27 protein-coding genes and 2 tRNA genes (1 of these 29 cut by a window edge) are annotated in these 24,506 nt (G+C 63.7%); 14 read left to right on the top strand and 15 right to left on the bottom strand.

Annotated features, from left to right (window positions below; all coding sequences use genetic code 11):
• Both QX132_RS08835 and QX132_RS08830 read right to left on the bottom strand, forming a co-directional pair.
• Window positions 1-537: the 5' portion of an NAD(P)H-dependent oxidoreductase gene (locus QX132_RS08835; RefSeq protein ID WP_316160773.1), read on the bottom strand. The gene continues 807 nt to the left of window position 1, outside the view; only the first 537 of its 1,344 coding nucleotides appear in the window; its start codon is at window positions 535-537; its stop codon lies beyond the left edge, outside the window.
• Between the two features lie 167 nt (window positions 538-704).
• A complete protein-coding gene (locus tag QX132_RS08830; protein ID WP_315778310.1) occupies window positions 705-1,505 on the bottom strand; it encodes a phytanoyl-CoA dioxygenase family protein in 801 nt (266 codons plus the stop codon).
• Between the two features lie 209 nt (window positions 1,506-1,714).
• On the opposite strand from QX132_RS08830, the gene QX132_RS08825 reads away from it, so the two are divergent.
• Together QX132_RS08825 and QX132_RS08820 are read left to right on the top strand one after the other, a co-directional pair.
• Window positions 1,715-2,257 carry a methylated-DNA--[protein]-cysteine S-methyltransferase gene (locus tag QX132_RS08825; protein WP_316160772.1) on the top strand — a complete coding sequence of 181 codons (543 nt, stop codon included), beginning with the start codon at window positions 1,715-1,717 and terminating at the stop codon, window positions 2,255-2,257.
• 103 nt (window positions 2,258-2,360) lie between these two features.
• Window positions 2,361-2,693, top strand: a complete 333-nt coding sequence (locus tag QX132_RS08820; RefSeq protein WP_316160771.1) for a DHCW motif cupin fold protein — start codon at window positions 2,361-2,363, stop codon at window positions 2,691-2,693.
• 12 nt (window positions 2,694-2,705) lie between these two features.
• On the opposite strand, the gene QX132_RS08815 is transcribed toward QX132_RS08820, so the two are convergent.
• The 4 genes from QX132_RS08815 to QX132_RS08800 form a co-directional block, all read right to left on the bottom strand.
• Window positions 2,706-3,572: an MBL fold metallo-hydrolase gene (locus QX132_RS08815; protein ID WP_316160769.1), complete on the bottom strand. Its 867-nt coding sequence runs from the start codon at window positions 3,570-3,572 to the stop codon at window positions 2,706-2,708.
• 19 nt (window positions 3,573-3,591) lie between these two features.
• Window positions 3,592-4,206 (bottom strand): glutathione S-transferase family protein, encoded by a 615-nt coding sequence (locus QX132_RS08810; protein WP_315778313.1) that lies wholly within the window; start codon window positions 4,204-4,206, stop codon window positions 3,592-3,594.
• 119 nt (window positions 4,207-4,325) lie between these two features.
• Window positions 4,326-5,168 (bottom strand): fumarylacetoacetate hydrolase family protein, encoded by an 843-nt coding sequence (locus tag QX132_RS08805; protein WP_315718081.1) that lies wholly within the window; start codon window positions 5,166-5,168, stop codon window positions 4,326-4,328.
• Between the two features lie 77 nt (window positions 5,169-5,245).
• On the bottom strand, window positions 5,246-6,109 hold the full coding sequence (locus tag QX132_RS08800; protein WP_316160767.1) for an MBL fold metallo-hydrolase: 864 nt from the start codon (window positions 6,107-6,109) through the stop codon (window positions 5,246-5,248).
• Between the two features lie 116 nt (window positions 6,110-6,225).
• Here QX132_RS08800 and QX132_RS08795 point away from each other — a divergent pair, with 116 nt between their 5' ends.
• Entirely contained in the window at window positions 6,226-6,681 is a 456-nt protein-coding gene (locus QX132_RS08795) for a DUF3775 domain-containing protein (protein WP_315736261.1), read from the top strand.
• 294 nt (window positions 6,682-6,975) lie between these two features.
• On the opposite strand, the gene QX132_RS08790 is transcribed toward QX132_RS08795, so the two are convergent.
• The gene (locus QX132_RS08790; RefSeq protein ID WP_315753786.1) at window positions 6,976-7,758 is read right to left on the bottom strand and encodes an SDR family oxidoreductase; all 783 of its coding nucleotides are present in this window, start codon (window positions 7,756-7,758) and stop codon (window positions 6,976-6,978) included.
• Window positions 7,759-7,900: 142 nt separating this feature from the next.
• Complete coding sequence (locus QX132_RS08785; protein WP_316160765.1) at window positions 7,901-8,416, bottom strand: CvpA family protein; 516 nt, start codon at window positions 8,414-8,416, stop codon at window positions 7,901-7,903.
• Window positions 8,417-8,526: 110 nt separating this feature from the next.
• On the opposite strand from QX132_RS08785, the gene QX132_RS08780 reads away from it, so the two are divergent.
• Window positions 8,527-9,288 carry an SDR family oxidoreductase gene (locus QX132_RS08780; protein ID WP_316160763.1) on the top strand — a complete coding sequence of 254 codons (762 nt, stop codon included), beginning with the start codon at window positions 8,527-8,529 and terminating at the stop codon, window positions 9,286-9,288.
• A gap of 45 nt (window positions 9,289-9,333) precedes the next feature.
• Here QX132_RS08780 and QX132_RS08775 read toward each other — a convergent pair whose 3' ends face one another.
• The gene (locus QX132_RS08775) at window positions 9,334-10,935 is read right to left on the bottom strand and encodes a GMC family oxidoreductase (RefSeq protein ID WP_316160762.1); all 1,602 of its coding nucleotides are present in this window, start codon (window positions 10,933-10,935) and stop codon (window positions 9,334-9,336) included.
• A gap of 155 nt (window positions 10,936-11,090) precedes the next feature.
• Window positions 11,091-12,524: a coniferyl aldehyde dehydrogenase gene (locus QX132_RS08770; RefSeq protein WP_316160761.1), complete on the bottom strand. Its 1,434-nt coding sequence runs from the start codon at window positions 12,522-12,524 to the stop codon at window positions 11,091-11,093.
• A 492-nt stretch (window positions 12,525-13,016) separates the two neighbouring features.
• Here QX132_RS08770 and QX132_RS08765 point away from each other — a divergent pair.
• Window positions 13,017-13,093 (top strand) — tRNA-Met (locus QX132_RS08765).
• A 153-nt stretch (window positions 13,094-13,246) separates the two neighbouring features.
• On the opposite strand, the gene QX132_RS08760 is transcribed toward QX132_RS08765, so the two are convergent.
• Window positions 13,247-14,602, bottom strand: a complete 1,356-nt coding sequence (locus QX132_RS08760) for a hypothetical protein (protein ID WP_316160760.1) — start codon at window positions 14,600-14,602, stop codon at window positions 13,247-13,249.
• A gap of 92 nt (window positions 14,603-14,694) precedes the next feature.
• Here QX132_RS08760 and QX132_RS08755 point away from each other — a divergent pair, with 92 nt between their 5' ends.
• Both QX132_RS08755 and QX132_RS08750 read left to right on the top strand, forming a co-directional pair.
• Window positions 14,695-15,840: a hypothetical protein gene (locus tag QX132_RS08755; protein ID WP_316160759.1), complete on the top strand. Its 1,146-nt coding sequence runs from the start codon at window positions 14,695-14,697 to the stop codon at window positions 15,838-15,840.
• A gap of 105 nt (window positions 15,841-15,945) precedes the next feature.
• Window positions 15,946-16,022 (top strand) — tRNA-Met (locus QX132_RS08750).
• 284 nt (window positions 16,023-16,306) lie between these two features.
• Here QX132_RS08750 and QX132_RS08745 read toward each other — a convergent pair.
• The 3 genes from QX132_RS08745 to QX132_RS08735 all read right to left on the bottom strand — a co-directional run bounded on the left by QX132_RS08745 (window position 16,307) and on the right by QX132_RS08735 (window position 18,277).
• Complete coding sequence (locus QX132_RS08745) at window positions 16,307-17,392, bottom strand: YeeE/YedE family protein (RefSeq protein WP_315783122.1); 1,086 nt, start codon at window positions 17,390-17,392, stop codon at window positions 16,307-16,309.
• 120 nt (window positions 17,393-17,512) lie between these two features.
• Window positions 17,513-17,863, bottom strand: a complete 351-nt coding sequence (locus QX132_RS08740) for a metalloregulator ArsR/SmtB family transcription factor (protein WP_315755991.1) — start codon at window positions 17,861-17,863, stop codon at window positions 17,513-17,515.
• A gap of 24 nt (window positions 17,864-17,887) precedes the next feature.
• Window positions 17,888-18,277: a thioredoxin gene (locus QX132_RS08735; RefSeq protein WP_315737028.1), complete on the bottom strand. Its 390-nt coding sequence runs from the start codon at window positions 18,275-18,277 to the stop codon at window positions 17,888-17,890.
• A 121-nt stretch (window positions 18,278-18,398) separates the two neighbouring features.
• Between QX132_RS08735 and QX132_RS08730 the strand changes: the two genes are divergently transcribed.
• Complete coding sequence (locus tag QX132_RS08730) at window positions 18,399-19,133, top strand: cytochrome c biogenesis CcdA family protein (protein WP_315736268.1); 735 nt, start codon at window positions 18,399-18,401, stop codon at window positions 19,131-19,133.
• Here the strand turns inward: QX132_RS08730 and QX132_RS08725 are convergent, their stop codons facing one another.
• Window positions 19,134-19,850 (bottom strand): hypothetical protein, encoded by a 717-nt coding sequence (locus QX132_RS08725; RefSeq protein WP_315736269.1) that lies wholly within the window; start codon window positions 19,848-19,850, stop codon window positions 19,134-19,136.
• A 94-nt stretch (window positions 19,851-19,944) separates the two neighbouring features.
• Between QX132_RS08725 and QX132_RS08720 the strand changes: the two genes are divergently transcribed.
• From QX132_RS08720 to soxB, 6 genes are all read left to right on the top strand, one after another.
• A complete protein-coding gene (locus QX132_RS08720; RefSeq protein WP_316160756.1) occupies window positions 19,945-20,535 on the top strand; it encodes a thioredoxin family protein in 591 nt (196 codons plus the stop codon).
• 129 nt (window positions 20,536-20,664) lie between these two features.
• Entirely contained in the window at window positions 20,665-21,108 is a 444-nt protein-coding gene (gene soxX, locus QX132_RS08715; protein ID WP_315755995.1) for a sulfur oxidation c-type cytochrome SoxX, read from the top strand.
• 20 nt (window positions 21,109-21,128) lie between these two features.
• Entirely contained in the window at window positions 21,129-21,581 is a 453-nt protein-coding gene (gene soxY, locus QX132_RS08710) for a thiosulfate oxidation carrier protein SoxY (protein WP_315736272.1), read from the top strand.
• Window positions 21,582-21,599: 18 nt separating this feature from the next.
• Entirely contained in the window at window positions 21,600-21,926 is a 327-nt protein-coding gene (gene soxZ, locus QX132_RS08705) for a thiosulfate oxidation carrier complex protein SoxZ (protein WP_315718309.1), read from the top strand.
• Between the two features lie 33 nt (window positions 21,927-21,959).
• Complete coding sequence (gene soxA / locus QX132_RS08700) at window positions 21,960-22,784, top strand: sulfur oxidation c-type cytochrome SoxA (protein ID WP_315755997.1); 825 nt, start codon at window positions 21,960-21,962, stop codon at window positions 22,782-22,784.
• Window positions 22,785-22,808: 24 nt separating this feature from the next.
• The gene (gene soxB / locus QX132_RS08695) at window positions 22,809-24,503 is read left to right on the top strand and encodes a thiosulfohydrolase SoxB (RefSeq protein WP_316160755.1); all 1,695 of its coding nucleotides are present in this window, start codon (window positions 22,809-22,811) and stop codon (window positions 24,501-24,503) included.
• Window positions 24,504-24,506 lie beyond the last annotated feature (3 nt).

Here is a 24,506-nt window from a genome sequence, read left to right as displayed (position 1 = left end):
CACGTCGTGATAGGCCGGCAGATATTTCGTGCCCTTGCCGGCCGCGACCACGTGGAAGCCGGTCGCGCGTGCCCAGTCGACGAGCTCGGCTGTCAGCGCCGGCTGGTCGCCATAGGCCAGCGAATAGACCACGCCCGCCTTGCGCGCCTCTTCCGCAAGAAGCGGCCCGGCCAGCACGTCGGCCTCGACATTGACCATCACGATGTGCTTGCCAGCCTTGATCGCGGCGCGCGCATGGCGGATGCCGGCAGCAGGATTGCCAGTCGCTTCGACAACGACATCAACGCCGTCACCCGTCGCCTTCGAACCATCGGGGCTGAAATTCGTGCGCGCGATCAGCTCGGCGCTCCAGCCGACCGTCCGGCACGCGTCGCGGGCGCGCTCGGGATCGAGGTCGATGATGACGGGGACCTCGAGGCCCGCGACATGCGGTACCTGCGCCAGAAACATCGAGCCGAATTTGCCGGCGCCGATCAGTGCCACGCGGACGGGCTTGCCGGAGGCATTGCGCGCTTGGAGGAGGGCGTGGAGGTTCATTGGAGAATTCCAGCGTTTCTTGGAGGCGCGGTAGGGCGGCTATCAGTTTCCCCGTCATGGCCGGGCTTGACCCGGCCATCCATCCCCAACGGGGGCCGTCGTCCTGATTGATGGATGGCCGGGTCAAGCCCGGGCATGACGACATTTTTCGTGGCGAGTGCTGTGCTCTACTCCGCCGCTTCGCGATGCGCCCGCGCCAGTTGTAGCAGCGCATCGTCCGGCACCGTCTCGATCGGCGTGAAGTCGCGATGCGCGATGTACTCCGGCCGCGTCGGGCTGCGGATATGGTTCGAGACGGCGTTGAGCGTGAGGTACACGATCTTGCGCGGATAGGGTGTGATGTTGCCGGCGGAGCCGTGCACAAGATTGCCGTGGAACATCAGCATGCCACCCGGCTTTCCGGTTGGCGCGACGATGCCGCCTTCCGCGACCAGCCGCGTCACCGTCGCCTCGTCCAAGGTCCACAATGGATAGGACGTCGTCGCGAGATCGTGCGACGCCTCGAGGTCGCCGGCATGCTGGCTGCGCGGCACCAGCATCAAGGGGCCGTTGATCGGCATGACCTCGTCGAGGAAGATCGCGATGTTCATCGCGCGCGGTTCCGGCATGCCGTCGTCGCGCTTCCAGGTGCCGTAGTCCTGGTGCCATTGCCAGACATCGCCGGTGAAGGCCGATTTGGCGTTGATCTTGAACTGATGCATGTAGACCTTCTCGCCGAAGATCTGCTCGATCGGCTCGATCATGCGCGGATGCGCCGCGAGCACGCGGAAGGCGTCGTTGTAGAGATGGGCGGCAAACGCCGTGCGCGGCGCGCCGCTCCTTTCGCGCCAGACCTCGGGCCTGTTGGCGGCGTAGATCGCCTCCGCCTCGTGGGCGAGGAACGCGGTCTCCTCCGGGCTGAACAGCTCGGGCAGGAACAGCCAGCCCTCGCGGTTGAAGAATGCAATCTGCTCCGGGGTCAGCTTCATGTCCTTCTCCCTCGCCTTGGCTTCCTCGGACGGGGCTCCCGCTCTTTGCACCGGGCTGCCTCTGCGTCGTGCTCCCATCCTCTCGGCCTGCCGATGGGCGTCACGGTGCTTCCGCTGTCGACATTGGCAGAATCCGGGTGGATCGCAACATTCTCCAAGCCTATTTTGACTGGCAGATGATACGGGGCAGATCGACGATGGAGCCCGCCATGTCTGACCACTTCTACGCACTTTTCGAGACCGCGATCGGCACTTGCGCGATCGCCTGGGGACCGCGCGGAATCAACGCGGTGCAACTGCCGATGAGCGGCGTCGCGCAGACCCGGACCCGGATGCAGCAGCGCCACCCGGGCATCGGCGAGGATGAGCCGCCGGCGCATGTGCAGCGCGTCATCACCCGCGTCAAGGCGCTACTGGCCGGAGAGCCGGATGATCTCACCGACGTGGCTCTCGATCTCGACGGCGTCAGCGCATTCCAGCGCGGCGTCTACGACATCGCGCGCCGGATCCCGCCGGGCCGGACCCTGACCTATGGCGACATCGCCAAACAGCTCGGCGGCGTCGAGTTGTCGCGCGAGGTCGGTCAGGCGCTGGGCCGCAACCCGTGTCCCATCGTGGTGCCATGCCATCGCGTGCTCGCGGCCGGCAACAAGCCGGGCGGCTTCTCCGCCAATGGTGGCGTCGACACCAAGCTGAGGATGCTGGCGATCGAGGGCGCCGCGGTGAACCATACGCCCAGCCTGTTCGATTGACGGCAGGACGCTACTGGAAGGCGGGTTTGATCTCCGGCGCGGTTCGCTCTATGCGGTGGCGCGGTCTCGACCCCGCCAACCCATCTCCGAGCAGAGCGCGCCGATGAAAATTCCGACCCTTCCCTTCACCGTGATCGACTGGTCGGCCGTTCCCGTGACCGAGCATCCGGGAGAGCAGGGCACGGCCTATTGGCGGACGCTGATGATCGGCGACATCCGGGTGCGGCAGGTCGAGTACACGCCGGGCTATCTCGCCGATCATTGGTGCGATCGCGGCCACATCCTGCTGGTGACGGAAGGCGAACTCGAGAGCGAGCTCAAGGATGGTCGCAGGTTCACTCTGTCGGCGGGCATGAGCTACCAGGTCTCCGACTTCGGCGACGCCGCCCATCGGTCCTTTACGCCGAAAGGCGCCAAGCTGTTCATCGTCGACTGAGATCTGCGAGCGTTACACGGTCTCGCAGGCGAAGCCGTTGCCCTTGCGCCTGATACGCCCGACCGAGGGCGAGGGAAAATGGGCCGTGCAGCACAGCGTCGCCGTGTCGCAATAGCGATCGAGAAAGGTGCGCCGCGTCGCTGCGGCCTGCGCCGGATCGACGTCGAATTTCGGTGACAGCTGGGGAAGCCCAAGCTGCAGCGGCGAGTGCATCAGGTCGCCGGAGAACACCGCGTCGTCCTTGCCCTTGCCGACGGCGACCGCGACATGGCCGGGCGTGTGCCCCGGCGTCGGCAGCAGGCGGACGTGATCGCCGATCGCGAATCCATCCTTCACGATGTCGGCGCGCTTGGCCTCGACCACCGGCAGCACGCTGTCGGCGAATGGAGGCACCTCGGCCTTGGCGTTCTGCGCCACCCAGTAATCATATTCGCGCTGCGCGAAGACGTAGCGCGCATTCGGAAAGGTCGGCACCCAGCGGCCGTTGTCGAGCCGCGTGTTCCAGCCGACATGATCGGTGTGCAGATGGGTGCACATCACGACGTCGATGTCGTCGACCGACACGCCCGCAGTCGCAAGCGCCCGCATGTAGGTGTCGTCGGTCTTCATGTTCCAGACCGGCCGCGCGCGCGGCTTGTCGTTGCCGATGCAGCTGTCGATCAGGATGGTGTGGTGAGGCGTCCTCACCACGTAGGACTGAAAGCACAGGATCAGCGTGTCCTGCGCATCGAGGGCACCGGCCGCCTGCAGCGCGCTGCGTTCCGCTGCCAGCATCTCCGGCGTCAGCTCCGGAAACATCTCGCGCGCCGGCAGGAACGTGGTTTCCTGCTCGATGATGCGATGAATGGTCGTGTCTGCAACCGAGAATGTCAGCGTCACGTCAGCTCCTGTTCGGCGATCAAGCCGCCGGCGGCACCGAGACCTTCACCGATTCCCGCTCCAGCATCTTGTTGTGGAACGCGTCGAGCGTCGGAAACGCCTTGCGCCAGCCGCAATCCGCAAACCGGAAATCAGCATAGCCGAGCACGCAGATGAGTCCGATCGAGACGATGTCGAACGGGCGCGTCATCAAGTCGGGCTGCGCATTGAAGCGCGCCATGCCCATCCAGGCTCTGTTCCAGTGGTCGTCGGACCACGCCTGCCAGCGCAGGCCCTCCGGGCGCACCATCGCCTCGTAGCGGCACAACAGCATCGAATCGAGCATGCCCTGCAGCATCGAATGCTCGCTCTTCACCTTCCAGCGCGAGGGACCCGATGCCGGAATGAGCTTGTTGCCGCCGGCGAGCTCGTCGAGATACTCGACGATCACATAGGAATCCAGGATCACGTCGCCGTTGTCGAGGATCAGCACCGGCAGCTTCTTCAGCGGCGTGATCTTCGAATACTCCTCATTGGCCTGGCCCGGCGTCACCGCTGCGGCCATGAATTCGATCTTGTCGATCAGCCCGAGCTCGATGGCGGCGATGCGCACCTTGCGGGCGAACGGCGAGGCGGGCGAGAAGGTGAGTTTCATCGGTAGTGTCCTCTGGCTGGTCATTCCGGGGCGATGCGAAGCATCGAACCCGGAATCTCGAGATTCCGGGTCTGGCGCTACGCGCCATCCCGGAATGACTCACAAGTCGATATCGCGCCTTACGCCTCGATGATCTCCTGGCGCTGCTCGCCGAGGCGCTCGATGCCGAGCGTGACGACGTCGCCGACGTTGAGGAAGGTCGGCGGCTTCATGCCCATGCCGACACCCGGAGGCGTGCCCGTGGTGACGATGTCGCCGGGCAGCAGCGTCATGAACTGCGAGACGTAGGAGATGCACTTCGCCATCGAGAAGATCATCGTCGCGGTGGTGCCGGTCTGGCGGCGCTGGCCGTTGACGTCGAGCCACATCGACAGGTTCTGCACGTCTGGAATCTCGTCCTTGGTGACGAGCCACGGGCCGACCGGGCCGAACGTGTCGTGCGACTTGCCCTTGGTCCACTGGCCAAGCCGCTCGATCTGGAAGTTGCGCTCGGAGACGTCGTTGCAGATCGTGTAGCCGGCGATGTGGTTCAGCGCCTCCGCCTCGGAGACGTATTTGGCGCGGGTGCCGATGATGGCGGCGATCTCGACCTCCCAGTCGAGCTTGGTCGAGCCGCGCGGCTTCTCGACCTGGTCATAGGGACCGCACAGCGCAGTGTTGGCCTTGAGGAAGAAGATCGGCTCGGCCGGAATCGGGTTGCCGGTCTCCTTGGCATGGTCGGAGTAATTGAGACCGATCGCCACGAATTTCGAGATGCCGGTGACGGGGGCGCCGAGCCGCGGCTTGCCGGCGACGGCGGGCAGGGAGGCCGGATCGAGCGCGGCGAGCTTCTTCAGGGACTCCGGCGCATAGGCGGCGCCGTCGAGGTCCTTCACATGCGCCGACAGGTCGCGCAACTGGCCGGATGCGTCGATCAGGCCCGGCTTTTCCGCGCCCTTCTCGCCGTAGCGAACAAGCTTCATTGGTTTCTCTCCCTCAATTCCTTGGTATTCCAGAGCCCTGTCATGGAGCATGGCGGGAGGAAATTCAACCTCGCGGGCTATGCGTCGCCGCTGCCCTGTAATGCCTCGAAGCGGAAGGCGGCGCCGTCCCGCCGGATATGGCCGGCATGGAAATGGCCGCCGATCACCAGCGTCTCAGTGTCGGCAAAACGCGAGAACAGCGTCCGCCGGGTCACGATCGCCTGCGCCGGATCGGAATCGACCGTCGAGCTCCAATCGAGATGCGCCATCTGGCAGGGATGATGGGCGACGTCCCCGGTGAGCAGGGCCTGCGCGCCATCCGAGCGGATGTGCAGGCCGACATGACCGTGGCTGTGGCCCGGCGTCGGGATCAGCGTGATCTCGTCGGTGATCACAGCCTCGCTTCCGACCAGCTCCGCACGTCCGGCCGCAACGATCGGCTGCACGGAATCGGCGAAGGTCGCGGTCTCGTCGGCGGCCTCGCTGTGATTGCGCCAATGCTCATATTCGCTGCGGCCGAAGACGTAGCGCGCATTGGCAAAGGTCGGGACCCAGCGGCCGTCGACCAGCCGCGTATTCCATCCGACATGGTCGACATGGAGGTGGGTGCAGATCACCATGTCGATGCTCTCAGGCGGGAGGCCAGCAGCGCTCATCGTCTCCAGGAACGGTGTCGCGCGGTTGTTCCACATTGGCACGCTGCGGCCCTGCTTGTCGTTGCCGAGCCCGGTGTCGACCACGATCCGCATCGTCGGTGTTTCCAGCACCAGGGTGTGGATCGACATCTTCAGCCGGCCTTCATCGGTCGCAAAATCGGGCGCGAGCCAGGACAGCTCGCGGATCGCCTCGGGCGTTGCCTGCGGCAGGATGAAGCGGGTGCCGCCGACAGTCTCCAGCTCGACGAATTTGGTGATCCTGACCCGGCCGATCGTCCAAGACATGCGCGCTTCCTCGTCGTATTCTTGATGCCGGTCACGATGCCGCGTGGCTTATTCCGGCGCAATGGATCAACTGCCCGGAACAAGCGTTGCTGCATTCCGTCCATGAGGAGAACGCCATGCCAGAGCTGACGATATCGCCCGAGAAGGTCGCCTTCCTGATCGAAAAGGCGCGCGAGTTCGACGTCAAGGAGCAGGCGACCGATGAGGAATCCGGCTCGAATGCCGTCGATGACGACATGGTCGACGTGCTCCAGGATAGCGGCGATGATCCTGTGGTGCGCGAGATCACCGGTTTCATCAACGCGATGACCGAGGACGAGCAGACCGATCTCGTCGCCTTGATGCGGCTCGGCCGCGGTGACGGCGATATCGACGAGTGGGACGATCTGCGCCGCGAGGCCGCCGGCCAGCGCGACCGCCACACCGCGCGCTATCTGCTGGGCGAGCCGATGCTGGGCGATCTGCTTGCGGAAGGTCTCGACGCCTTCGGCATCGACTGGACGGAAGGCCGCACCACGGCGGATTCGTCGAGCCCGAGCCAGCGCGACGAGGACGAGACCACGAAGCGGTAGGTCGTTCGGAAAGGTAGAGTCGCTGTATTCATAGCGCGGATGGCAAACAGAACTCACAGCTTTATTAGTTGGATTCGAATTCCTATTGCGCCGGCACTGCGCTCCCTCGCCCCGCTTGCGGGGAGAGGGGTGGGTGAGGAGGACTCTCCACAGACACCCGCGTTCGCGGGAGAGCCCGCCTCACCCGGATTGCATCTTGCGATGCAGTCCGACCTCTCCCCGCAAGCGGGGCGAGGTGAAAGCCCGGAGGTGGCGTAGCAGGTTTCCGCGCCAGACCGCCCAAGGAAGTCTGTCTTACAGCGTGCCTGGGAAGGCGCCGCCGTCGAGCAGGATGTTCTGCCCGGTGATGTAGCCGGCCTTGGCGCCGCACAGGAAGGCGCAGGCGAGTCCAAATTCCTCGGGATCGCCGAAGCGACCTGCAGGGTTCGTCTTGGCGCGGTCGGCGAGGATCTGCTCCGGCGTGACACCGCGCTTCTCGGCTTCGCCCTTTGCCGTCGAGAGCAGGCGGTCGGTCTCGAACGGCCCCGGCAGCAGCGCGTTGATGGTGACGTTGTTGATCACGGTCTTGCGCGACAGGCCGGCGACGAAGCCGGTGAGGCCGGCGCGGGCGCCGTTGGAGAGGCCGAGGATGTCGATCGGCGCCTTCACCGCGGCCGAGGTGATGTTGACGATGCGGCCGAATTTGCGCGCCATCATGCCGTCGACGGTCGCCTTGATCAGCTCGATCGGCGTCAGCATGTTGGCGTCGAGCGCCTTGATCCAGTCGTCGCGGGTCCAGTTGCGAAAATCGCCGGGCGGCGGGCCGCCGGCATTGTTGATCAGGATGTCCGGATCCGGGCAGGCCTTCAGCACGGCGGCGCGGCCCTCAGGCGTGGTGATGTCGCCCGCCACTTCCGTCACGGTGACGCCAGGATTGGCAGCGCGGATCTCGGCTGCGGTCTTTGCCAGCACCTCGGCGCCGCGCGCCGTGATCGTGACATGCACGCCCTCATTGGCGAGCGCGATGGCGCAGGCGCGGCCCAACCCCTTGCTGGAGGCGCAGACGATGGCGCGGCGGCCCTTGATCCCGAGATCCACGATTGATCACTCCGATATGTCAGTGAGGCTGGAAGGAAGATGCGCGCATTCTAGCCAACCGCATTGCCGCTGATAAGAGCAGCCGGCCTGTGCCGAATTGCATGGCTCGCCAGGGAGGGGAGAGGCGGCGTCGCCAGGTCGATCAGATGCGCCGTTCCTGCTTCAGCCGATCGATCAGGCTTGCGACCTCCGGAGGCAGCGAGCGGAAGCCTTTTGCGCCTGCGAGCGAGAGCATCGGCCGCAGGCGTGATCCCTCGAGGAAGCGCGGCTGACGCTCGGGTGGAACGATCCTGTCGAACACCAGAACCAGCGTGGTCGCGACCATGCCGGTGCGCACTGCGCCCAGCAGAGCGCCGCCGAGCCGGTCGCCGAAGCCGGCTTCGGAACCGATCGCCTCGTCGAGCAGGATGCGGCCGATCTTGCCCAGCGCCATGCCGATGACGACGAAGGCGGCGAAGAACTGCAGCCAGTTCTGTGCCAGCGGAGTGCCGTGCACGTCGCGCAGTTGCGGGCTCATCGCCGCGACCGCGCCCATCGCCAGCGGCATCGCGAGCAGGTAGGCCAGAATCGTGATGGCACTGCGCAACAGCCCGGTCGAGAAGCCGCTGTAGACGGCAACCATCAGTGCTGCACAAGCGGCGAGGTCGAATGCGTTCATGGTTGCTCCGCCGCGGTTGTAGGCCGGTCCGGTAAACGATTCCGGTTTGCGCTGTTTCAAATCGTCTGTATCAATGCGCTGCAACAAATGAGGAAACTGTGGGAGGGACCATGTCCGACCTGTTCGATGTCAGCCGCGAGGTGATCCTGATCACCGGCGCGAGCCAGGGACTCGGGCGGCAGTTCGCGCGGGTTCTATCGGCGCATGGCGCCGCCGTTGCGCTCGCGGCCCGCCAGACCGGCAAGCTCAAGGCGTTGGAGGAGGAGATCAGGGCGAGGGGTGGTCGCGCCGCCGCGGTCGAGATGGACGTGACGAGCACGACGTCGATCGCCAGGGGCATGGATGTCGCTGAAGCCGCGCTCGGGCCCGTCACGGTGCTGATCAACAACGCCGGCATCGCGGTGGAGAAGCTCGCGGTCGAGCAGAGCGAGGCGGATTGGGACGCCGTGATCGGCGCCAATCTGAAGGGCGCCTATTTCGCCGCAACCGAAGCGGCGCGGCGCATGACGGCGCGCAAGGCCGGCGGCAACATCATCAACATTGCCTCGGTGCTCGGCTTCAGCGTCGTCAAGTTCATCTCGCCTTATGCGATCTCCAAGGCCGGCGTGGTGCAGGCGACCAAGGCGCTGGCGCTGGAGCTTGCGGCGAGCGGCATCCGCGTCAACGCACTGGCGCCCGGCTATATCGACACCGACATCAATCACGACGTCTGGGAGACGCCTGCGGGCGAGAAGCTGATCAAGCGCATTCCGCAGCGGCGCGTCGGCCATGAGAGCGATCTCGACGGCGCAATCCTGCTGCTGGCGTCCAGCGCCTCGCGCTACATGACCGGCAGCGTCGTCACGGTGGACGGCGGCTTCCTGCTGACGTGAGGCTCTGCTGATCCGCAGGTTGATATCCCTCGATGGCAAGCGGACTCAGCCTTTCAGCTCGCTCCTGATCATGTCGGCGGCCTTCTCGCCGATCATGATGGTTGGCGCATTGGTGTTGCCGCCGATCAGGGTCGGCATGATCGAGGCGTCGACCACGCGCAGGCCGGAGAGACCATGCACCTTCAACTTGGGATCGACCACGGCGAGTCGATCGTCGACGCCCATCTTGCAGGTGCCGACAGGATGGTAGACCGTATCGACGCGGGCGCGCATGACGGCGCGAATGTCGTCGTCGGTCCTGACGTCCGACGTGAACAGGTCGCGCTTGCCGAGGCTGCGCATCGCCGGCGTCTGCATCAGCCGCAGCGTGGTCTTGTAGCCGGCCACCATGGTTTCGAGATCGTCGGCCTCGCCCAGGAAGTTGGGATCGATCAGTGGGGCGGCGAGCGGATCGGCATTCCTCAAACCGACCGTGCCGCGGCTCTTCGGTCGCAGCAGACAGAAATGGCAGGAGAAGCCGTTGCCATGGCGCTTGCGGCCGTGATCGTCGGTGACGGCCATGCCGAAATGCAGCTGGATGTCGGGGATGTCGAGATCAGGCCGCGTCTTCAGGAAGCCGCCGCATTCGGCGAAGTTCGAGGTCAGGACGCCGCGGCGCTCGCGGCGATATTGGCCGATGCCCGCCAGCAGCCGACGCAGGCCTTTCGGCGACAGGGAAGAGAAGTTGGGGTTGTCGGAGGTGTGGGCGAAGATGAAATCCGGATGGTCCTGCAGGTTCTGTCCGACACCCGGCAGATGGTGGACGCTGGCGATGCCGAGGCGCGCCAGTGCAGTTGCGTCGCCGACGCCTGAAAGCATCAGCAATTGCGGGGTCTGGAACGCGCCGGAGGCGAGGATCACTTCGCGCCGGCAGCGGATCTCCTTGACCTCCTTGCCCTGGCGATACTTCACGCCGACCGCGCGCTTGCCCTCGAACAGGATCATCGAGGCATGCGCCAAAGTCTCGACTCGCAGGTTGCTGCGGCTGCCGAGATGCGGCTGGATGTAGGCCCGTGCCGCGCTCCAGCGCTCGCCATTGGCTTGCGTGACTTGATAGAGCCCGAGCCCTTCCTGCGTCTCGGCATTGAAGTCGTCGCGGATCGGAAACTGCGCTTCGCGCGCGGCCTGGAGGAAAATCTCGTGCACAGGATTGTCGGTCCGCAGCCGGTTGACGGGCAGCGGTCCCGATCGGCCATGATACTCGCCGTCGAACTCGGCATTGTTCTCGGAGCGCTTGAAGTAGGGCAGTACGTCGTCATACGACCATCCGGCATTGCCGAGTGCAGCCCAATGATCGTAGTCGGCGCGGTGGCCGCGGATGTAGACCATGGCGTTGATCGCCGAGGAGCCGCCGAGCCCGCGGCCGCGCGGCTGATAGCCGATGCGCCCGTCCAGGCCCTTCTGCGGCACCGTGGTGAAGGACCAGTTGTTCACGGGCCCCGCGACCATCAGGAACAGCATGTAGGGCGTGGTCACGATCCAGTTGTCGTTGCGTCCCCCGGCGTCGAGCAGCGCCACGGATGTCGCCGGATCTTCCGACAAGCGGCCAGCAACCGTTGCGCCGCCGCTGCCGCCGCCCACGACGATGAAATCGACCTCGTCCGTCACGCATCTCTCCCTGATGTTGTCTTGCTTGTTGTTTGAATGTCATTCCAAGGGCGGCGCCGCGCGCAGCTGGCGAAACCATTGGGTTAGGCTTGCACCGCATCATCTCGGGGTTCCGGTTTCGCACTTTGCGCGCCCCGGAATGACGATTGGTGTGGCTAGGACAGGAATCGCAGCAGCTTTTCGATTCGTGCGATGCTGGCGCCGTAGGGAGGATAGAGATCCTTCATGCGGTTGAAGGGCGAGCGGTAGAATACCGGCTTCAGCTTGCTGAAGCTGTTGAAGCCCCATTCGCCGTGATAGTGGCCGATGCCGGAGGCGCCGACGCCGCCCATCGGCTGGTTCATCTGCGCAAAATGCAGCAGGCAGTCGTTGATGGTGACGCCGCCGGAGACGGTGCGCGCCAGCACCGTATCACGGGCCGCAGCGTCAGTGCCGAACCAGTACAGCGCGAGCGGCCGGTCGTGGGCGTTGATGTGGCGGATCACCTCGTCGGACTGGCGATAGGTCATGATGGGCAGCAGGGGACCGAAGATCTCCTCCTGCATGATCGCCATGTCCGGGGTTGCACCGACCACGACGGTCGGTGGAAATTTCCGCAGCTTCTTCCAGGCCGGATCTTCCGGACTGGTCGTGCTCAGCGTCTTGGCGCCGCGCGCGATCGCGTCGCGCAGCAATCCTTCCAGCCGGGCATAGTGCCGCTCGGAGATGATCGACGTGTAATCGTCATTGGCCGGGTTGGTGCCGAACATCTGCAGCATCTGCCGGTGCAGCTTGCCCGCGAATGCGTCGCGTTGCGGCTCGGGCACGAACACGTAGTCCGGCGCGATGCAGGTCTGGCCGGCGTTGAGCAGCTTGGCATAGGCGATCCGCTCCGCGGCTTCGTCGATGTTGGCGGAGACGTCGACGATGGTCGGTGACTTGCCGCCGAGCTCGAGCGTCACCGGGGTCAAGTTGCGCCCGGCGGCCTCAGCGACGATGCGGCCGACGCGGGTCGAGCCGGTGAACACCAGATGATCGAACGGCAGCGCGGCAAAGGTCTCCGCGACGCCGTCCTCGATGCCGGTGACGATGAGCTCAGTTGGGTCGAAATTCGCCGCGATGAGCTCCTTGAGCAGCGCGGAGAAGTGCGGCGTCAGCTCGCTCGGCTTGATCATGACCCGGTTGCCGGCGGCGAGCGCGCCGATTGCTGGCGCCAGCGTCAGCTGCAACGGGTAATTCCACGGCGCGATGATGCCGACCACGCCGAGCGGCTGCGGAATCAGGCGGTTGCGCGCCGGCCAGAACTGCAGCGCGGTGGCGATGCGCCGCGTTGCCATCCAGCGCGGCAGCACCTTGAGCGTGTGCCGGATCTCAGCCTGCAGGAACAGCGTCTCGGCGATTGTGGTCTCGACGGCGCAGCGGTGGCCGAAATCGGCCGAGATCGCCTGCTCGAGGTGCTTCTCGTTGTCCGACAGCATCGCTCGGAGCCGCTTCAGGCCGTCCAGCCGCGCCGCGAGGGCGGGTGGAGGCGCATTGCGAGAGGCCTCGACCTGCGCCTGGAACGCGTCGTCGAGCGCCGAGAGGGCTGGGCTCTTCACGGACTGGTCCATGGACGTCTCCTCGCGTGTACCGCGGCCGCGTGCAGGGCCGTCATTCTGGTTGGCTTAAAGCTGCCGCGTTGCGGAACCCTTGGCAAGCACGGCATCGGTTTTGCGCCGCCTGGCGATAGCGTAGAGCCAAGCCGTTTGGCGGGTGTGCGGTTCGTCGATCCCTGCCGCCGCCCTTCGTGGAACTTTGTCGTTGTTCCCAGCCTGGGCCGTGCGCCTCATGCTGGCGGGCAAACAGGCCGATCTCATAAGAGATTGGATTATCGATGTAATTCGAGCAACGAGGGTCGTAGCGGGCGGTGTCACAATCCGGCAAAAAAACTTGCGGAAAGCCCTTTCCAAACCGGCCTCGCATTGGTACATACCGCCCGCACCCGATGGCCGACCCGGCCGGCGGGCTCAAGCCTTCTCAGGAAGCCTTTGGGATGGATCGGCAGCGCCTCAGGCGTCTGCCAGGACCGCCCCGTGCTTCTCTGAAGGTGACGCACAAGTTAACGCGGGGTGGAGCAGCCCGGTAGCTCGTCAGGCTCATAACCTGAAGGTCATAGGTTCAAATCCTATCCCCGCAACCAAGTAAACTTAAACCCTTGAAATCGTGAAGATTTCAAGGGTTTTTGTGTTTCAGGAACCTTTTGAACCGGCAACCAAATGAATATGTTTGGCGCTGTTGAGTGCAATGTCACCGTAATGGCAAAAGTTGCCAGATCCCGAATTCAGGCCCTAGCTTAAGACAGCGTGCCAATTGCGCTTTGGAGTAAGGCTTCGTCGTCGAGGGTTGCGCCGTAGTCCAGAACGGTTTGCATTAATTGGCGCGAGTAGCGTTCAAGCGGGCTTGTGTAGAGGTATTCACCGAGGTTTGTGAGCTCAAGCCGATCGAGCCGATCACTCGCACGGGGGTGAGAATCCATCGCATCACGCAAACGAAGTTTTCCTTTTAGCCTTGTCTGCAGCAGTTCCCCCGCCTGCTGTATGAAATCCATATAAACAAAAAGCAGATAGACGCCCCCAAGCGAACTTTGGTAATCGCGCAGACCATCCGTGACGCGTTTAACGCGCGCATCGTCGGCGCGATCAGGCGCTTCCGTCGCGATCCGGGTGTTTGCAACAAGCTTTGACCGCATCAGGCCGAGCGCAAACGCATCTGCGGCGTATTCGAATTCGTGACGCACGGTCTTGATGTTGAATCCGGAATCTTTTTCAGCTTTCAGGCGACGCGGATGATCAAGCGCAACGTGCCCCAGCTCGTGCATCATGATGAAGTCGAGCTGATCCACCGTAAGCCGGTGCGCCATAGCACCCATACGCTCATCGTAAAGCGTGGTTGTCGATCTGGTAATACGCGTTGCATCTACGTCTGACCAGAAATGAAGCACGGTGGGCACGATGCCTTCCCAAGCCCTCGACAGGCGTTTGGGCCCGGCCATTTCCTTCGTGCTGAAGTAATGCAGCAAATACTTGTTCAGATGCTTAAGGATCGGCTCAAGTGCATAATTTGCACCGATCAATGCACCATCGTCGAGCGCGAATGTCGTCGCATTGAATTTGGCACGCTTGACGAGAGCGCAAGCAACCTTGTCTAGCTTATATCGGGTTACGTGCTCCTCTGGGAGTTCTGCCATCACGCGCAGAAAGCTCAAGCGGCCCCAATAAGGAAGCAGAGCGCTCGGCGCTCGAAACTTGTCAGCAAGATTGAGTGCGGTCTCGGCGAGATACTTATTGAGAACGAAGTTATATGCCGCCGCAAATTCAATATCGGCGACACTTTCGGGCTTGGGCCAGCTCACGATGAACAATGATTGGAGGCCCAGGAATAACATTTCTTCGGGCCGTATCGGATCAGCTTCGTGAAGCTTAAGAATAAACTGCCGCTGCAAGTCCGAAACGCCTTCGAAAGCGCCGTAGTCCGCGACTTGAAGGTGCTCTAGATCAAGCGCAAAGGTCGGCTTAGGTCCCTCCCCAAGCTTCTCGATGACGTATGCCATCGAGCCGTACATGAGGCCTTCGAGGTGCTTTCCATCGACCACCGGCAGGCAGCGGTCGTTGTCTTCCCTCATCCATCGTTGGTAGACGTTTTCAGCCATGCGAGAGGACGAATTAGAGCGGGATTTTTTGAGTTGTGCTAACCTTCGCGTGTACACCTAAGGAATGGTTGCAACAAGCGGATTGCATGCCAATGGGCATATTTGACGATATTGCCCGGGAGAATGATCAGCCGCGTCAGGAAGGCGAGCCACTCTTTTCCTACCTCAACAAGAGCAGTCGCGCCGAAGCCCAGCGGGTGCGCGATTTGGTCGATGAGTGGATATCGGAATACCCGGAATCTCACCGTGAAGGCCTCGTCGCCCGGTTGCGCTCCGATATTGATGATCACCATCAGAGTGCGTTTTTCGAGCTGTTCCTTCACAAATTCCTTCGTGCTCGAGGCTGTAAGATCGTCGAAATCGAGCCCAAGCTTCAACACACGAATAAGTCCCCCGATTTCCTCGTCGAAACTTCTGCGGGCGAGCGGTTCTATCTGGAAGCCGTTCTGGCCTCTGGACGCTCAAATCAGGAAACCGCAGCGTACGCGCGGCTCAACACGGCCCTTGCCGCCATCGACAACGTTCCTTCGCCGAACAATTTTCTCTCACTCACGACCGAGGGGCTTCCAACCGCTCCTCTTTCACTGAAGAAGCTCAAGCGAGGCGTACAATCTTGGATCGCTGGATTGCCCGCCGGTGAGGCCGCCAAGGACGCCGCCCCATTCAAATACGAGGAGAACGGCTGCCGGATCGAACTGCGGGCGCTCCCCAGAAATAAGCCCGAGGAAGGCGACCGAGCCGTCGGCGTGCGTAACTTCCCGATTGACCAGATCACGCCGCATCAGGAAATTCGCCCCGGCCTCAAAAAGAAGGCGTCGCGATATGGAGAGCTCGATCACCCCTACGTTGTCGCGATCGACTGCCTATCGATGTATCACCGCGAGGAAGGTGTAATCGACGCGCTTTTGGGCGAACCGTATGTTGCCCTCACAAGAATGCCCGATGGGACTCTCAAGGAGGAACACCTTCGGAGGCCGGACGGCATTTGGTATGGCCCACCAAATGGACAACCACAGAACACGCGGTTGAGCGCAGTGCTCGCCTTCTTCCGCATCGATGCCTGGAACTTTGTCACCAAGAATGGGCTCCTGATCCCCAATCCCTGGGCGGGAAAGCCCGTGCCCGCGCTCAATCTGGGAACGGCCGAGTTGACGCTAGTAAATGGGGCACATCAACGGTCCGAGGGATCAACGGTGGGGACATTGCTGGACATGCCCGCGAACTGGCCCGAGGAATAAAACGGGCGGCTGAATGGCACATAACTGGCACATGACGCCAAAATGGAGCGAAATTTAATTTCTTGCCCTCCGTAAGTATAAGATTATACAAGCGTTTCTCATTGATGCGGGATAGAGCAGCCCGGTAGCTCGTCAGGCTCATAACCTGAAGGTCATAGGTTCAAATCCTATCCCCGCAACCATTGAGACCGACACTCCCGCAGCCGACGAGGCTGCGGGAGTTTTGGTTTGTGAGCTGCTGTGCAGCTGAGGACAGTGCCGTCTCCCCAATAAGCGTGGCATCGGAAGATCCGGGAATGATCACCAGGACGGCGTAGACGACCATGCGAGCCGGCAGACAATCTGCGAAGCTCGCGTTGAACCGAAGGATCGAGGCGACGACGAAATCCACAGTCAGTTCGCCTGCGGTCCCACGCCATTGTCCTGGCGTGGGAGCAAGCTCGCACATTGCGCGAGCGCAGCCGCGTCACGATGTCAGACGCAGCAGGTTGCGCACGGCGGGGCGCCATTCTCCGGTCATGGTGTATTCGAGGCCGAGCCGTGCGCCGCAGGTGATCGCCAGCATCGTCAACGGCGCCGAGACCGCCAGCGTCGAGAATGCCGACAGGCCCTGTCCGATCGTGCAGCCCATCGACATGATGCCGCCGGTGCCCATCAGCAGCGCGCCGGTCATGTGACGCTTCAGCTCGCGCGCGTCATCGCAGGCTTCCCAGCGGAAGACGCGCGAAAACATTGCCGCGACGAACGAGCCCAGGATCACGCCGGCGACGGAGCCGATCGCAAAATCGGCCCGGCTGCCCGAAAGCGTGGCGATGTAGAGCACGGTATTGCCGAGCGGGGCAACGAAGGTCAGGGATGCCACGCGCGCCGGATCGAAATCGTCATTGCCGAGCCAGCTGGTGGCGAACCAGCCGAACGCCACCGCACAGCCTACGGCGAGGCCGGAGAGCAGCAGGCGCGGCGATCTCACGAGGCGCCCGTCGGCCAATGCCCAGGCCGCGAGCGCGACCGCTGCGACGGAAACGGTTGCCGGCCGCGCATATGAGCCAAGTGCGGGCGACAGCAGCACATCCATGCCCTGGGTCATCGTTTCGGGCAGGCGTATGGAGAGCGGCTCGATCAGCGAGATGCGCAGGAATCCCGTGAGCCCGCGCATCGCGGCCAGGGCTGACACGCCCAGCACCAGAAACACGACGATGGCGCGCAGATCACCGCCGCCGATACGGACCAGCGTTCCGAAGCCGCAGGTGCCGACCAGGGCCATCCCGATGCCGAACGACAGGCCGCCGAGGATGGCGCCGCCGAGCGGAATGGACGACGTCAAGTAGATCGAGCGCGACAGGTCGATCAGGCCGAAGCTGGCGAGCAACTGGGTTGCGACCAGCGCGACCGCGGCCGCCAGCGCGAAGGATTTGAGTCGTCGGGTATCGGCGCCGAAGAACGCGTCCTCCAGCATCGCGAGCGTACAGAAGCGGCCGGCGCGACCGGCGACGCCGAGAACGGCGCCCGCGAGCAGCCCACACATGAACGTCAGTGCTGATGGGCTGAGCATTCCTCTCCGACATCCTCGTTGGTTACCCGGCATTGTGCGCCAGGAACGGCGGGGACGCCAGACCTCTCGCGCCGCTACAGGGCGCGCCGATGCGAAGCCCGAGACCGCGAGGCCAACCTCTCAGCGGCGGCGCTTGCGGACCGGCTCGCAATAGACGTCGTAGATCGCCGTCAGGATCTTGCGGACATCTTCGCTCGCAAGGCTGTAGTAGATCGTCTTGCCGTCGCGCCGCGTCGTGACCAGCCGGTCGAGCCTGAGACGGGCGAGCTGCTGCGAGACGGTCGACTGCCGCTCGCCCAGGAACTGCTCGAGCTCGGTGACGGATTTTTCGCCTTCGGCGAGGATGCAGAGCAGCAAAAGCCGGGACTCGTGGGACAGCGCCTTCAGCATCTCGCTGGCTTCCCGCGCCTTCTCGATCATCTGCTCGAGCTCGGCAGAGGTTTCGATGTCCTTCAACTTCGGCAGCGGCATGAATTCTGGATCCCTCGGTTGGCGTCAGGAGCGGGCCGGAGCCCCGCTTGTAGCATTCATTATGCGGCCGAGCAGCCCAAAGAAGAACGCATCGCCGGGATAACCGCGGATGCGTCCGATCTCGCGGCCCTGCTCGACCACCACGAAGGTCGGGGTGAACGCTCCCGGATCGATGCCGGAAAGATCCGTCGGCAGCGGCTTGGCAAGGTCGACCCGTCGCAGCGGCAGCGCGCGCCCTTCGTCGGTCTTGTCGTAGATCGGACCGATTTCTGCGTTGAAGCGGGCGCACCAGCCGCAGCCCGGACGTTCGAACATCACGAGCTCGGAGGCGAACGCCGGGGCCGAGAGGCAAATGCCGGTCACCACCGCCCCTGCGAGCGTTGCGAATCCGCGCGATGCACTTCTGCTGGACATGCCGAGATCCTCTCTGGACTTGTCGGTCAATCTATCATTAAATTCGAATATGTACTAGTGCGCGATTTCCGAATCCTGCCCGGCAGGCCGGGCACGTAGCGCTGGCCGACCGGGAGGAAAGATGGATCTCGACGTCACGCTGGGGGCCGCGCTGGCCGCGGGTCTGTTGTCGTTTCTGTCACCGTGCATTCTGCCGCTGGTCCCGCCGTTCCTGTGCTACATGGCCGGCGTCTCGGCGGCCGACGCGATCGGCGAAACCAGCATGGCCCAGCGGCGGCGGACGGTGCTGACGGCGCTGTGCTTCGTCGGCGGTTTTTCGCTGGTGTTCGTCGGTCTTGGCGCCACCGCCTCGGTGTTCGGGCGATTCATCGCCGGCCATCTCAGCCAGCTCGGCATCCTCGCCGGCCTCGTCATCATCACGATGGGGCTGCATTTCCTCGGGGTACTCCGGATTCCGCTGCTGTACCGGAGCGCGACGATCGACGTCGGAAGCAAGCCGGCCGGTCTGCTCGGTGCGTTCGTGATGGGACTTGCCTTCGCCTTCGGCTGGACGCCGTGTGCGGGGCCGGTCCTTGCCGCCGTGCTGATGATGGCAGGCGCGGAGGCGACGGTCGGCAAGGGCGCGCTGCTGCTCGCCGCCTACTCGGTCGGGACCGGCATCCCGTTCCTGATCGCCGCGGCCTTCACAGGGCAGTTCATGACCATGCTCAAGAGCATCAAGCCGCATCTCCCCCTGGTCGAGAAGACGATGGGCGGCTTTCTCGTCCTGACCGGCGCGGCCTTTCTCGCCGGCGTGATCCCGCGGATGTCGGAATGGATCTTCGAGCGCTTTCCGTCGCTCGCCACCATCGGCTGATCAGCCGAAGCGGAAGTCCAATAGATTGACGAAGGACTGCAGCTCGATCTCATAGCGATGCACCAGGCCGGCGTCGCTCTCGCGCGCAGCGCGGCCGATTTCGCCGGCGCTCGTCGTGGCGCCGTCGATCAGGCGGCGGAATTCGGCCTGGCGCGCCACATCGGGCGCGGCGAGGCCGTTGCAGCGTTGCAGTCGGTCGCGCAGCGCTGTGCCGGCCTGGACGACCTCGCCAGGCTCGGCCTTGCCCGCTGCGAACCGCGCAGCTGCGTTGCGCAACGCGTCCATGACGGGCGACAGCTCGAACACGCAATCGCTGAGCTCGACCACGCCGGCGTCCTGCCTCAGGGCGTGAAGCGACCGGCGCAACGCGGCAATGGCCGCCGCAGCGCGCGCGCCGTCACCTGCGGTCAGCGCTTCGTCCGCCTGCTTCAGGCGATCGTTTCCGGTGGCGATCAGCTCTGCAAAGGATTTGGCCGAATAGGGCGCATTGGAGCGCTCGGCGAGCCGGCTGAGCCTGGCCCAGGCGATCCGGGCGTCGTCGAGCTCGATCTGCGCCAGACCCACATTGCCGGTGCGGCCATAGCTCGCGGCTGTGCGCAGGCTGGCCATCGCCGAGCGCATGAAGGCAGCAACGTCCGCGTTCTCTTCGGCGTGCCCACGGACGCCATGCGTGAGGCATGACAGCACGAGCGACAGCATGATGACGCGGCGCAGCATCGAATGTCCTTTTCACATTCTGTTATTCGAATATCATGTATCGAAATTCCGTGGACTTGGCAAAGTGGACTTGGCAAAGCGCGCGAGCAGGCTGATGACGACGAACCGGACGATGACGCGGCGCGATCTGGTTGCGCTGCTGCCTGCCGCGGCGGCCGTCGGCCTGGCGTCAGCGCCGGCGCAGGCCGACGCGGCGCTCGGCGACGACGGGCTCTATCACCAGTCCTGGTTTCTCAACAGCTTCCTGGATCTGCGCGAGGATCTCGAAAGCGCGGCGTCGGAAGGCAAGCGGCTTGCGATCATGTGGGAGCTGCGCGGCTGCCCGTATTGCCGCGAGACTCATCTGGTGAACTTTGCCGATCAAGGGATCACGGACTACATCCGCGCCAATTTCGAAGTGCTGCAGCTCAACCTGCTCGGCGCGCGCAAGGTGATCGACTTCGATGGCAAGGAGCTTGCCGAGAAGGAGCTCGCCGAGCGTTACGCGATCCGCTTCACGCCGACGTTCCAGTTCTTTCCGCCATCGGCCGAGGGGGTCTCTGCGAAGGAGCCGCTCGCGCGCGAGGTGGCGCGCGCGCCGGGCTATCTCAAGCCGCCGCATTTCCTCGCAATGTTCCGCTTCGTGCGCGAGAGGGCCTATGAGCGCGGCACATTTCGCGACTATCTCGCTTCGACCAAGGGTTGAGTGCACTGCGGCATCGAAATACGCTTGACACCAATCACATTATCAAATCATAATTCTTGAATATGATGGATCGTAAGTCCGTCGCGTCTTCGTAAGGCGAGGGGACGCCTCGTCGGTCAGGGTGGAAACATGCGCCGTTTGATTCCGGCCGCCTTGCTCTGCGTGTTGCTGTCGGCAGCCGCGCGAGGTGACGAGCCGATCAGGCTCGATGTCGTCGACTATGCCATTCCGAAATCGCTGACCGGCGCGCCCGGCAATGCCGATGCCGGCAAGAAGGTGTTCTTGACGCGGACGCTGGGCAATTGTCTCGCCTGCCATCAGGTGTCGTCGCTGAAGTCGGAGGAGTTTCACGGTGAGTTCGGTCCGTCGCTCGACGGCGTCGCGACCCGCTACAACACGGCGCAATTGCGCCTGATCGTCGCCGATCCCAAGCGCATCTTCACCGATACGGTGATGCCTGCCTTCTACAAGAACGACGGACTCAATCGCGTCAGGCCGGAGTTCGTCGGCAAACCCGTCCTCACCGCCGCGCAGGTCGAGGACGTCGTGGCCTTTCTCGAAACATTGAAATAACCGCCTCTGGAGGATGATGCATGGGCGCAATCAACAGACGACAGGCGTTCCTTCTCGGCGGCGGTTTCGTCGCCCTGACGGTGCTGCCGATGGCCGCCAACGCCGAGCCGAGCAACGACGCGGCCGAGATGATCAAGAAGTTCACCGGCGGCAAGGAAGCGGCCAAGGGCAAGATCACGCTCGATCTGCCTGAGATCGCCGAGAACGGCAACACCGTGCCGCTCGCGCTCTCGGTCGAAAGCCCGATGACACCAGACAACTACGTCAAGGAAGTGCTGTTCGTGGCCGACGGCAATCCGAACGCCGGCGTCGCCACGCTGATGTTCACGCCGATGTCCGGCAAGGCCGAGGCGTCGATCCGTATCCGTCTGGCGCAGACCCAGAACGTGATCGCGGTCGCAAAGATGAGCGACGGCTCGCTCTTCACGGAGCGCAAGACCGTCAAGGTCACCATCGGCGGCTGCGGCGGCTGAGACAGGGGAGAGACGAACATGGCAGACAAGCCGCGCATCAAGCTTCCGAAGGAAGCCAAGAAGGGCGAGATCATCCAGATCAAGACGCTGGTCTCGCATCTGATGGAATCGGGTCAGCGCAAGGATGCGCAGGGCAAGCCGATCCCACGCAAGATCATCAACAAGTTCACCTGCGAGTTCAACGGCAAGCCGGTGTTCTCCTGCGCGCTGGAGCCGGCGATCTCGGCCAACCCGTACATCCAGTTCGACGCAAGGATCGACGAGGAAGGCACGTTCAAGTTCGCCTGGACGGATGATGATGGCTCAGTCGTGACGGCCGAAGAGAAGATCGCGTTGAAGGCCTGATCGGCCGCGTGTGATCGCTAGGAGGAGTGACGGATGTCCATTCGCTACGGTTCTCTCGCCGTCCTGGCTTCGGCCGCGCTCGCCCTGTCGGCAGCCGCGACGTTCGGCCAGGAGGCCGAACGGAAGGGCATTCCGGCGCCTCCCGGTCACGTCTTCAAGACCATCATCTCGGGCTATCAGTTCCGCACCAAGGAAACGCGCGCGCTCCAGGATGACGACCTGGAGAATCCCGGCTTCCTCGCGGTGGAGCGGGCCGCCGACGTCTGGAAGACGGTCGACGGCAGCGAAGGCAAGTCGTGCATGAGCTGCCATGGCGAGGCGGAAAAGACCATGAAGGGCGTCGGCGCCGCCATGCCCAAATGGAGCGATAAGCTCAACAAGCCGGTCAATCTCGAGCAGCAGATCAACATCTGCCGTACCGAGCACATGAAGGCGCAGCCCTGGGCCTTCAAGTCGAAGGAACTGACGGACATGACGGCGTTCGTCCGCTACCAGTCGCGCGGCATGCCGGTGGCGGTGAAGACCGACGGTCCGATGTCGCCATGGTTCGAGAAGGGCAAGGAGATCTACTATACGCGGGTCGGGCAGCTCGATCTTGCCTGCGCGTCCTGCCACGAGAAGAACAACGGCAAGTTCATGCGCGCCGATTTTCTGAGCCAAGGCCAGACCAACGGCTTTCCGACCTACCGGCTGCGCGATCAGCGCCTGATCCCGCTGCACGAACGGTTCGAGGGCTGCATGTTCGACGTTCGCGGCGTGCCCTACAAGCCGCTGTCGGACGAGTTCCTCGCCCTCGAAGTCTACGTCGCCTGGCGCGGCATCGGGCTGCCCGTCGAGACACCGTCGGTCCGCAACTAGCCGCGGACACAAGGAAGATACATCATGATATCGCGTCGCGAATTCGTTCAGGTCGCATTGGCGGCGGCTGCCTTGACGGGTGGCTCCGGTCTTGCGGGTGCGACCCGCGCCTTTGCTCAGCAGAAGCTGACCGAGAAGGAGCTGCTGGCGTTCGATCCGGTCGGCAACGTCACCTTGGTGCATGTCACCGACATCCACGGCCAGCTGATGCCGCTGTATTTCCGCGAGCCGTCGACCAATCTCGGCGTCGGCGACGCCAAGGGCCAGCCGCCGCATGTCACCGGCAAGGATTTCCTCACCCGCTTCGGCATCGCGCCGGGCTCGTCGTCGGCCTATGCGCTGACCTCGGAGGATTTCGAGGCGCTCGCCAAGACCTACGGGCGGATCGGCGGGCTCGACCGCGCCGCCACCGTCATCAAGGCCATCCGCGCCGAGCGCGGCGACAAGGTCGTGCTGCTCGATGGCGGTGATACTTGGCAGGGATCATGGTCGTCGCTGAAGACCCGCGGCCAGGACATGATCGACTGCATGGCGCTGCTGAAGCCGGATGCGATGACGGGGCATTGGGAGTTCACCTACGGCACCGAGCGCGTCAAGCAGGCGGTCGATAGTCTCGGCTTTCCGTTCCTCGGCCTCAACATCCGCGACACCGAATGGAACGAGCCGGCGTTCGAAGCCTCGACGATGATCGAGCGCGGCGGCGTCAAGATCGCAGTGCTCGGCCAGGCCTTCCCGTATACGCCGGTCGCCAATCCCCGCTGGATGATTCCGAACTGGTCGTTCGGCGTGCGCGAGGAGGATGTTCAGACGCAGGTCGACAAGGCGCGCAAGGACGGCGCCGGCCTCGTGGTGCTGCTGTCACACAACGGCTTCGACGTCGACCGCAAGCTGGCGAGCCGCGTCAAGGGTCTCAACGTCATTCTCACGGGTCACACCCATGATGCGCTGCCTGAGGCCGTGAAGGTCGGCAAGACGCTGCTGATCGCGTCGGGCTCCTCCGGCAAGTTCGTCTCGCGGCTCGATCTCGACGTCAAGGACGGCGAGGTGAAGGGCTATCGCTACAAGCTGATTCCGCTGTTCTCCGACGTGATCACGCCGGATCCGGCGATGGCGGCCAAGATCGCCGAGGTGCGCAAGCCGTTTGCCGCCGATCTCGCCCGCCCGCTGGGACGGACCGAGACGCTGCTGTATCGCCGCGGCAATTTCAACGGCACGTTCGATGACCTCATCTGCCAGGCGCTGCTGCAGGAGCGCGATGCGGAGATCGCGCTGTCGCCGGGCTTCCGCTGGGGCACCAGCGTGATGCCGGGCCAGGACATCACCTTCGAGGACGTCACCAACGCCACCGCGATCACCTATCCGGCCGTCTATCGCATGGGCATGACCGGCACGCGGCTGAAGGAGATCATCGAGGACGTCGCCGACAACCTGTTCAACGTCGACCCCTACTACCAGCAGGGCGGCGACATGGTCCGCATCGGCGGCATGTCCTACGCCATCGACGTCAACAAGCCGCAGGGGCAGCGGATCTCCGACATGCGCCTGATCAAGACCGGCGCGGCGATCGATCCGTCGCGCGAGTATCAGGTCGCTGGATGGGCCAGCGTCAACGAGGGCACGCAGGGGCCGCCGATCTGGGAGGTCGTGTCGAGCTATCTGCAGCGTCAGAAAACCGTTCGTCTCGAGCCCAACCGGGCCGTCAAAGTCTCCGGAGTGTGACGA

Source organism: Bradyrhizobium sp. SZCCHNRI20481 (genome assembly GCF_032485055.1).
GTDB lineage: Bacteria > Pseudomonadota > Alphaproteobacteria > Rhizobiales > Xanthobacteraceae > Bradyrhizobium.
Note: the sequence above shows the minus strand (reverse complement) of the source record. Positions and strands in the feature narration are given on the sequence as shown.

Coding starts and splice junctions, on each gene's coding strand:
- QX132_RS08800 (WP_316160767.1), bottom strand. CDS start 6,109: ATGTCTTGGACGATCGGCCGGGTCAGGATCACCAAATTCGTCGAGCTG.
- QX132_RS08830 (WP_315778310.1), bottom strand. CDS start 1,505: ATGAAGCTGACCCCGGAGCAGATTGCATTCTTCAACCGCGAGGGCTGG.
- QX132_RS08745 (WP_315783122.1), bottom strand. CDS start 17,392: ATGCTCAGCCCATCAGCACTGACGTTCATGTGTGGGCTGCTCGCGGGC.
- QX132_RS08760 (WP_316160760.1), bottom strand. CDS start 14,602: ATGGCTGAAAACGTCTACCAACGATGGATGAGGGAAGACAACGACCGC.
- QX132_RS08755 (WP_316160759.1), top strand. CDS start 14,695: ATGGGCATATTTGACGATATTGCCCGGGAGAATGATCAGCCGCGTCAG.
- QX132_RS08785 (WP_316160765.1), bottom strand. CDS start 8,416: ATGAACGCATTCGACCTCGCCGCTTGTGCAGCACTGATGGTTGCCGTC.
- QX132_RS08795 (WP_315736261.1), top strand. CDS start 6,226: ATGCCAGAGCTGACGATATCGCCCGAGAAGGTCGCCTTCCTGATCGAA.
- QX132_RS08720 (WP_316160756.1), top strand. CDS start 19,945: ATGACGACGAACCGGACGATGACGCGGCGCGATCTGGTTGCGCTGCTG.
- QX132_RS08825 (WP_316160772.1), top strand. CDS start 1,715: ATGTCTGACCACTTCTACGCACTTTTCGAGACCGCGATCGGCACTTGC.
- soxB (WP_316160755.1), top strand. CDS start 22,809: ATGATATCGCGTCGCGAATTCGTTCAGGTCGCATTGGCGGCGGCTGCC.
- QX132_RS08770 (WP_316160761.1), bottom strand. CDS start 12,524: ATGGACCAGTCCGTGAAGAGCCCAGCCCTCTCGGCGCTCGACGACGCG.
- soxZ (WP_315718309.1), top strand. CDS start 21,600: ATGGCAGACAAGCCGCGCATCAAGCTTCCGAAGGAAGCCAAGAAGGGC.
- soxY (WP_315736272.1), top strand. CDS start 21,129: ATGGGCGCAATCAACAGACGACAGGCGTTCCTTCTCGGCGGCGGTTTC.
- QX132_RS08780 (WP_316160763.1), top strand. CDS start 8,527: ATGTCCGACCTGTTCGATGTCAGCCGCGAGGTGATCCTGATCACCGGC.
- soxX (WP_315755995.1), top strand. CDS start 20,665: ATGCGCCGTTTGATTCCGGCCGCCTTGCTCTGCGTGTTGCTGTCGGCA.
- QX132_RS08810 (WP_315778313.1), bottom strand. CDS start 4,206: ATGAAACTCACCTTCTCGCCCGCCTCGCCGTTCGCCCGCAAGGTGCGC.
- soxA (WP_315755997.1), top strand. CDS start 21,960: ATGTCCATTCGCTACGGTTCTCTCGCCGTCCTGGCTTCGGCCGCGCTC.
- QX132_RS08740 (WP_315755991.1), bottom strand. CDS start 17,863: ATGCCGCTGCCGAAGTTGAAGGACATCGAAACCTCTGCCGAGCTCGAG.
- QX132_RS08805 (WP_315718081.1), bottom strand. CDS start 5,168: ATGAAGCTTGTTCGCTACGGCGAGAAGGGCGCGGAAAAGCCGGGCCTG.
- QX132_RS08725 (WP_315736269.1), bottom strand. CDS start 19,850: ATGCTGCGCCGCGTCATCATGCTGTCGCTCGTGCTGTCATGCCTCACG.
- QX132_RS08820 (WP_316160771.1), top strand. CDS start 2,361: ATGAAAATTCCGACCCTTCCCTTCACCGTGATCGACTGGTCGGCCGTT.
- QX132_RS08735 (WP_315737028.1), bottom strand. CDS start 18,277: ATGTCCAGCAGAAGTGCATCGCGCGGATTCGCAACGCTCGCAGGGGCG.
- QX132_RS08730 (WP_315736268.1), top strand. CDS start 18,399: ATGGATCTCGACGTCACGCTGGGGGCCGCGCTGGCCGCGGGTCTGTTG.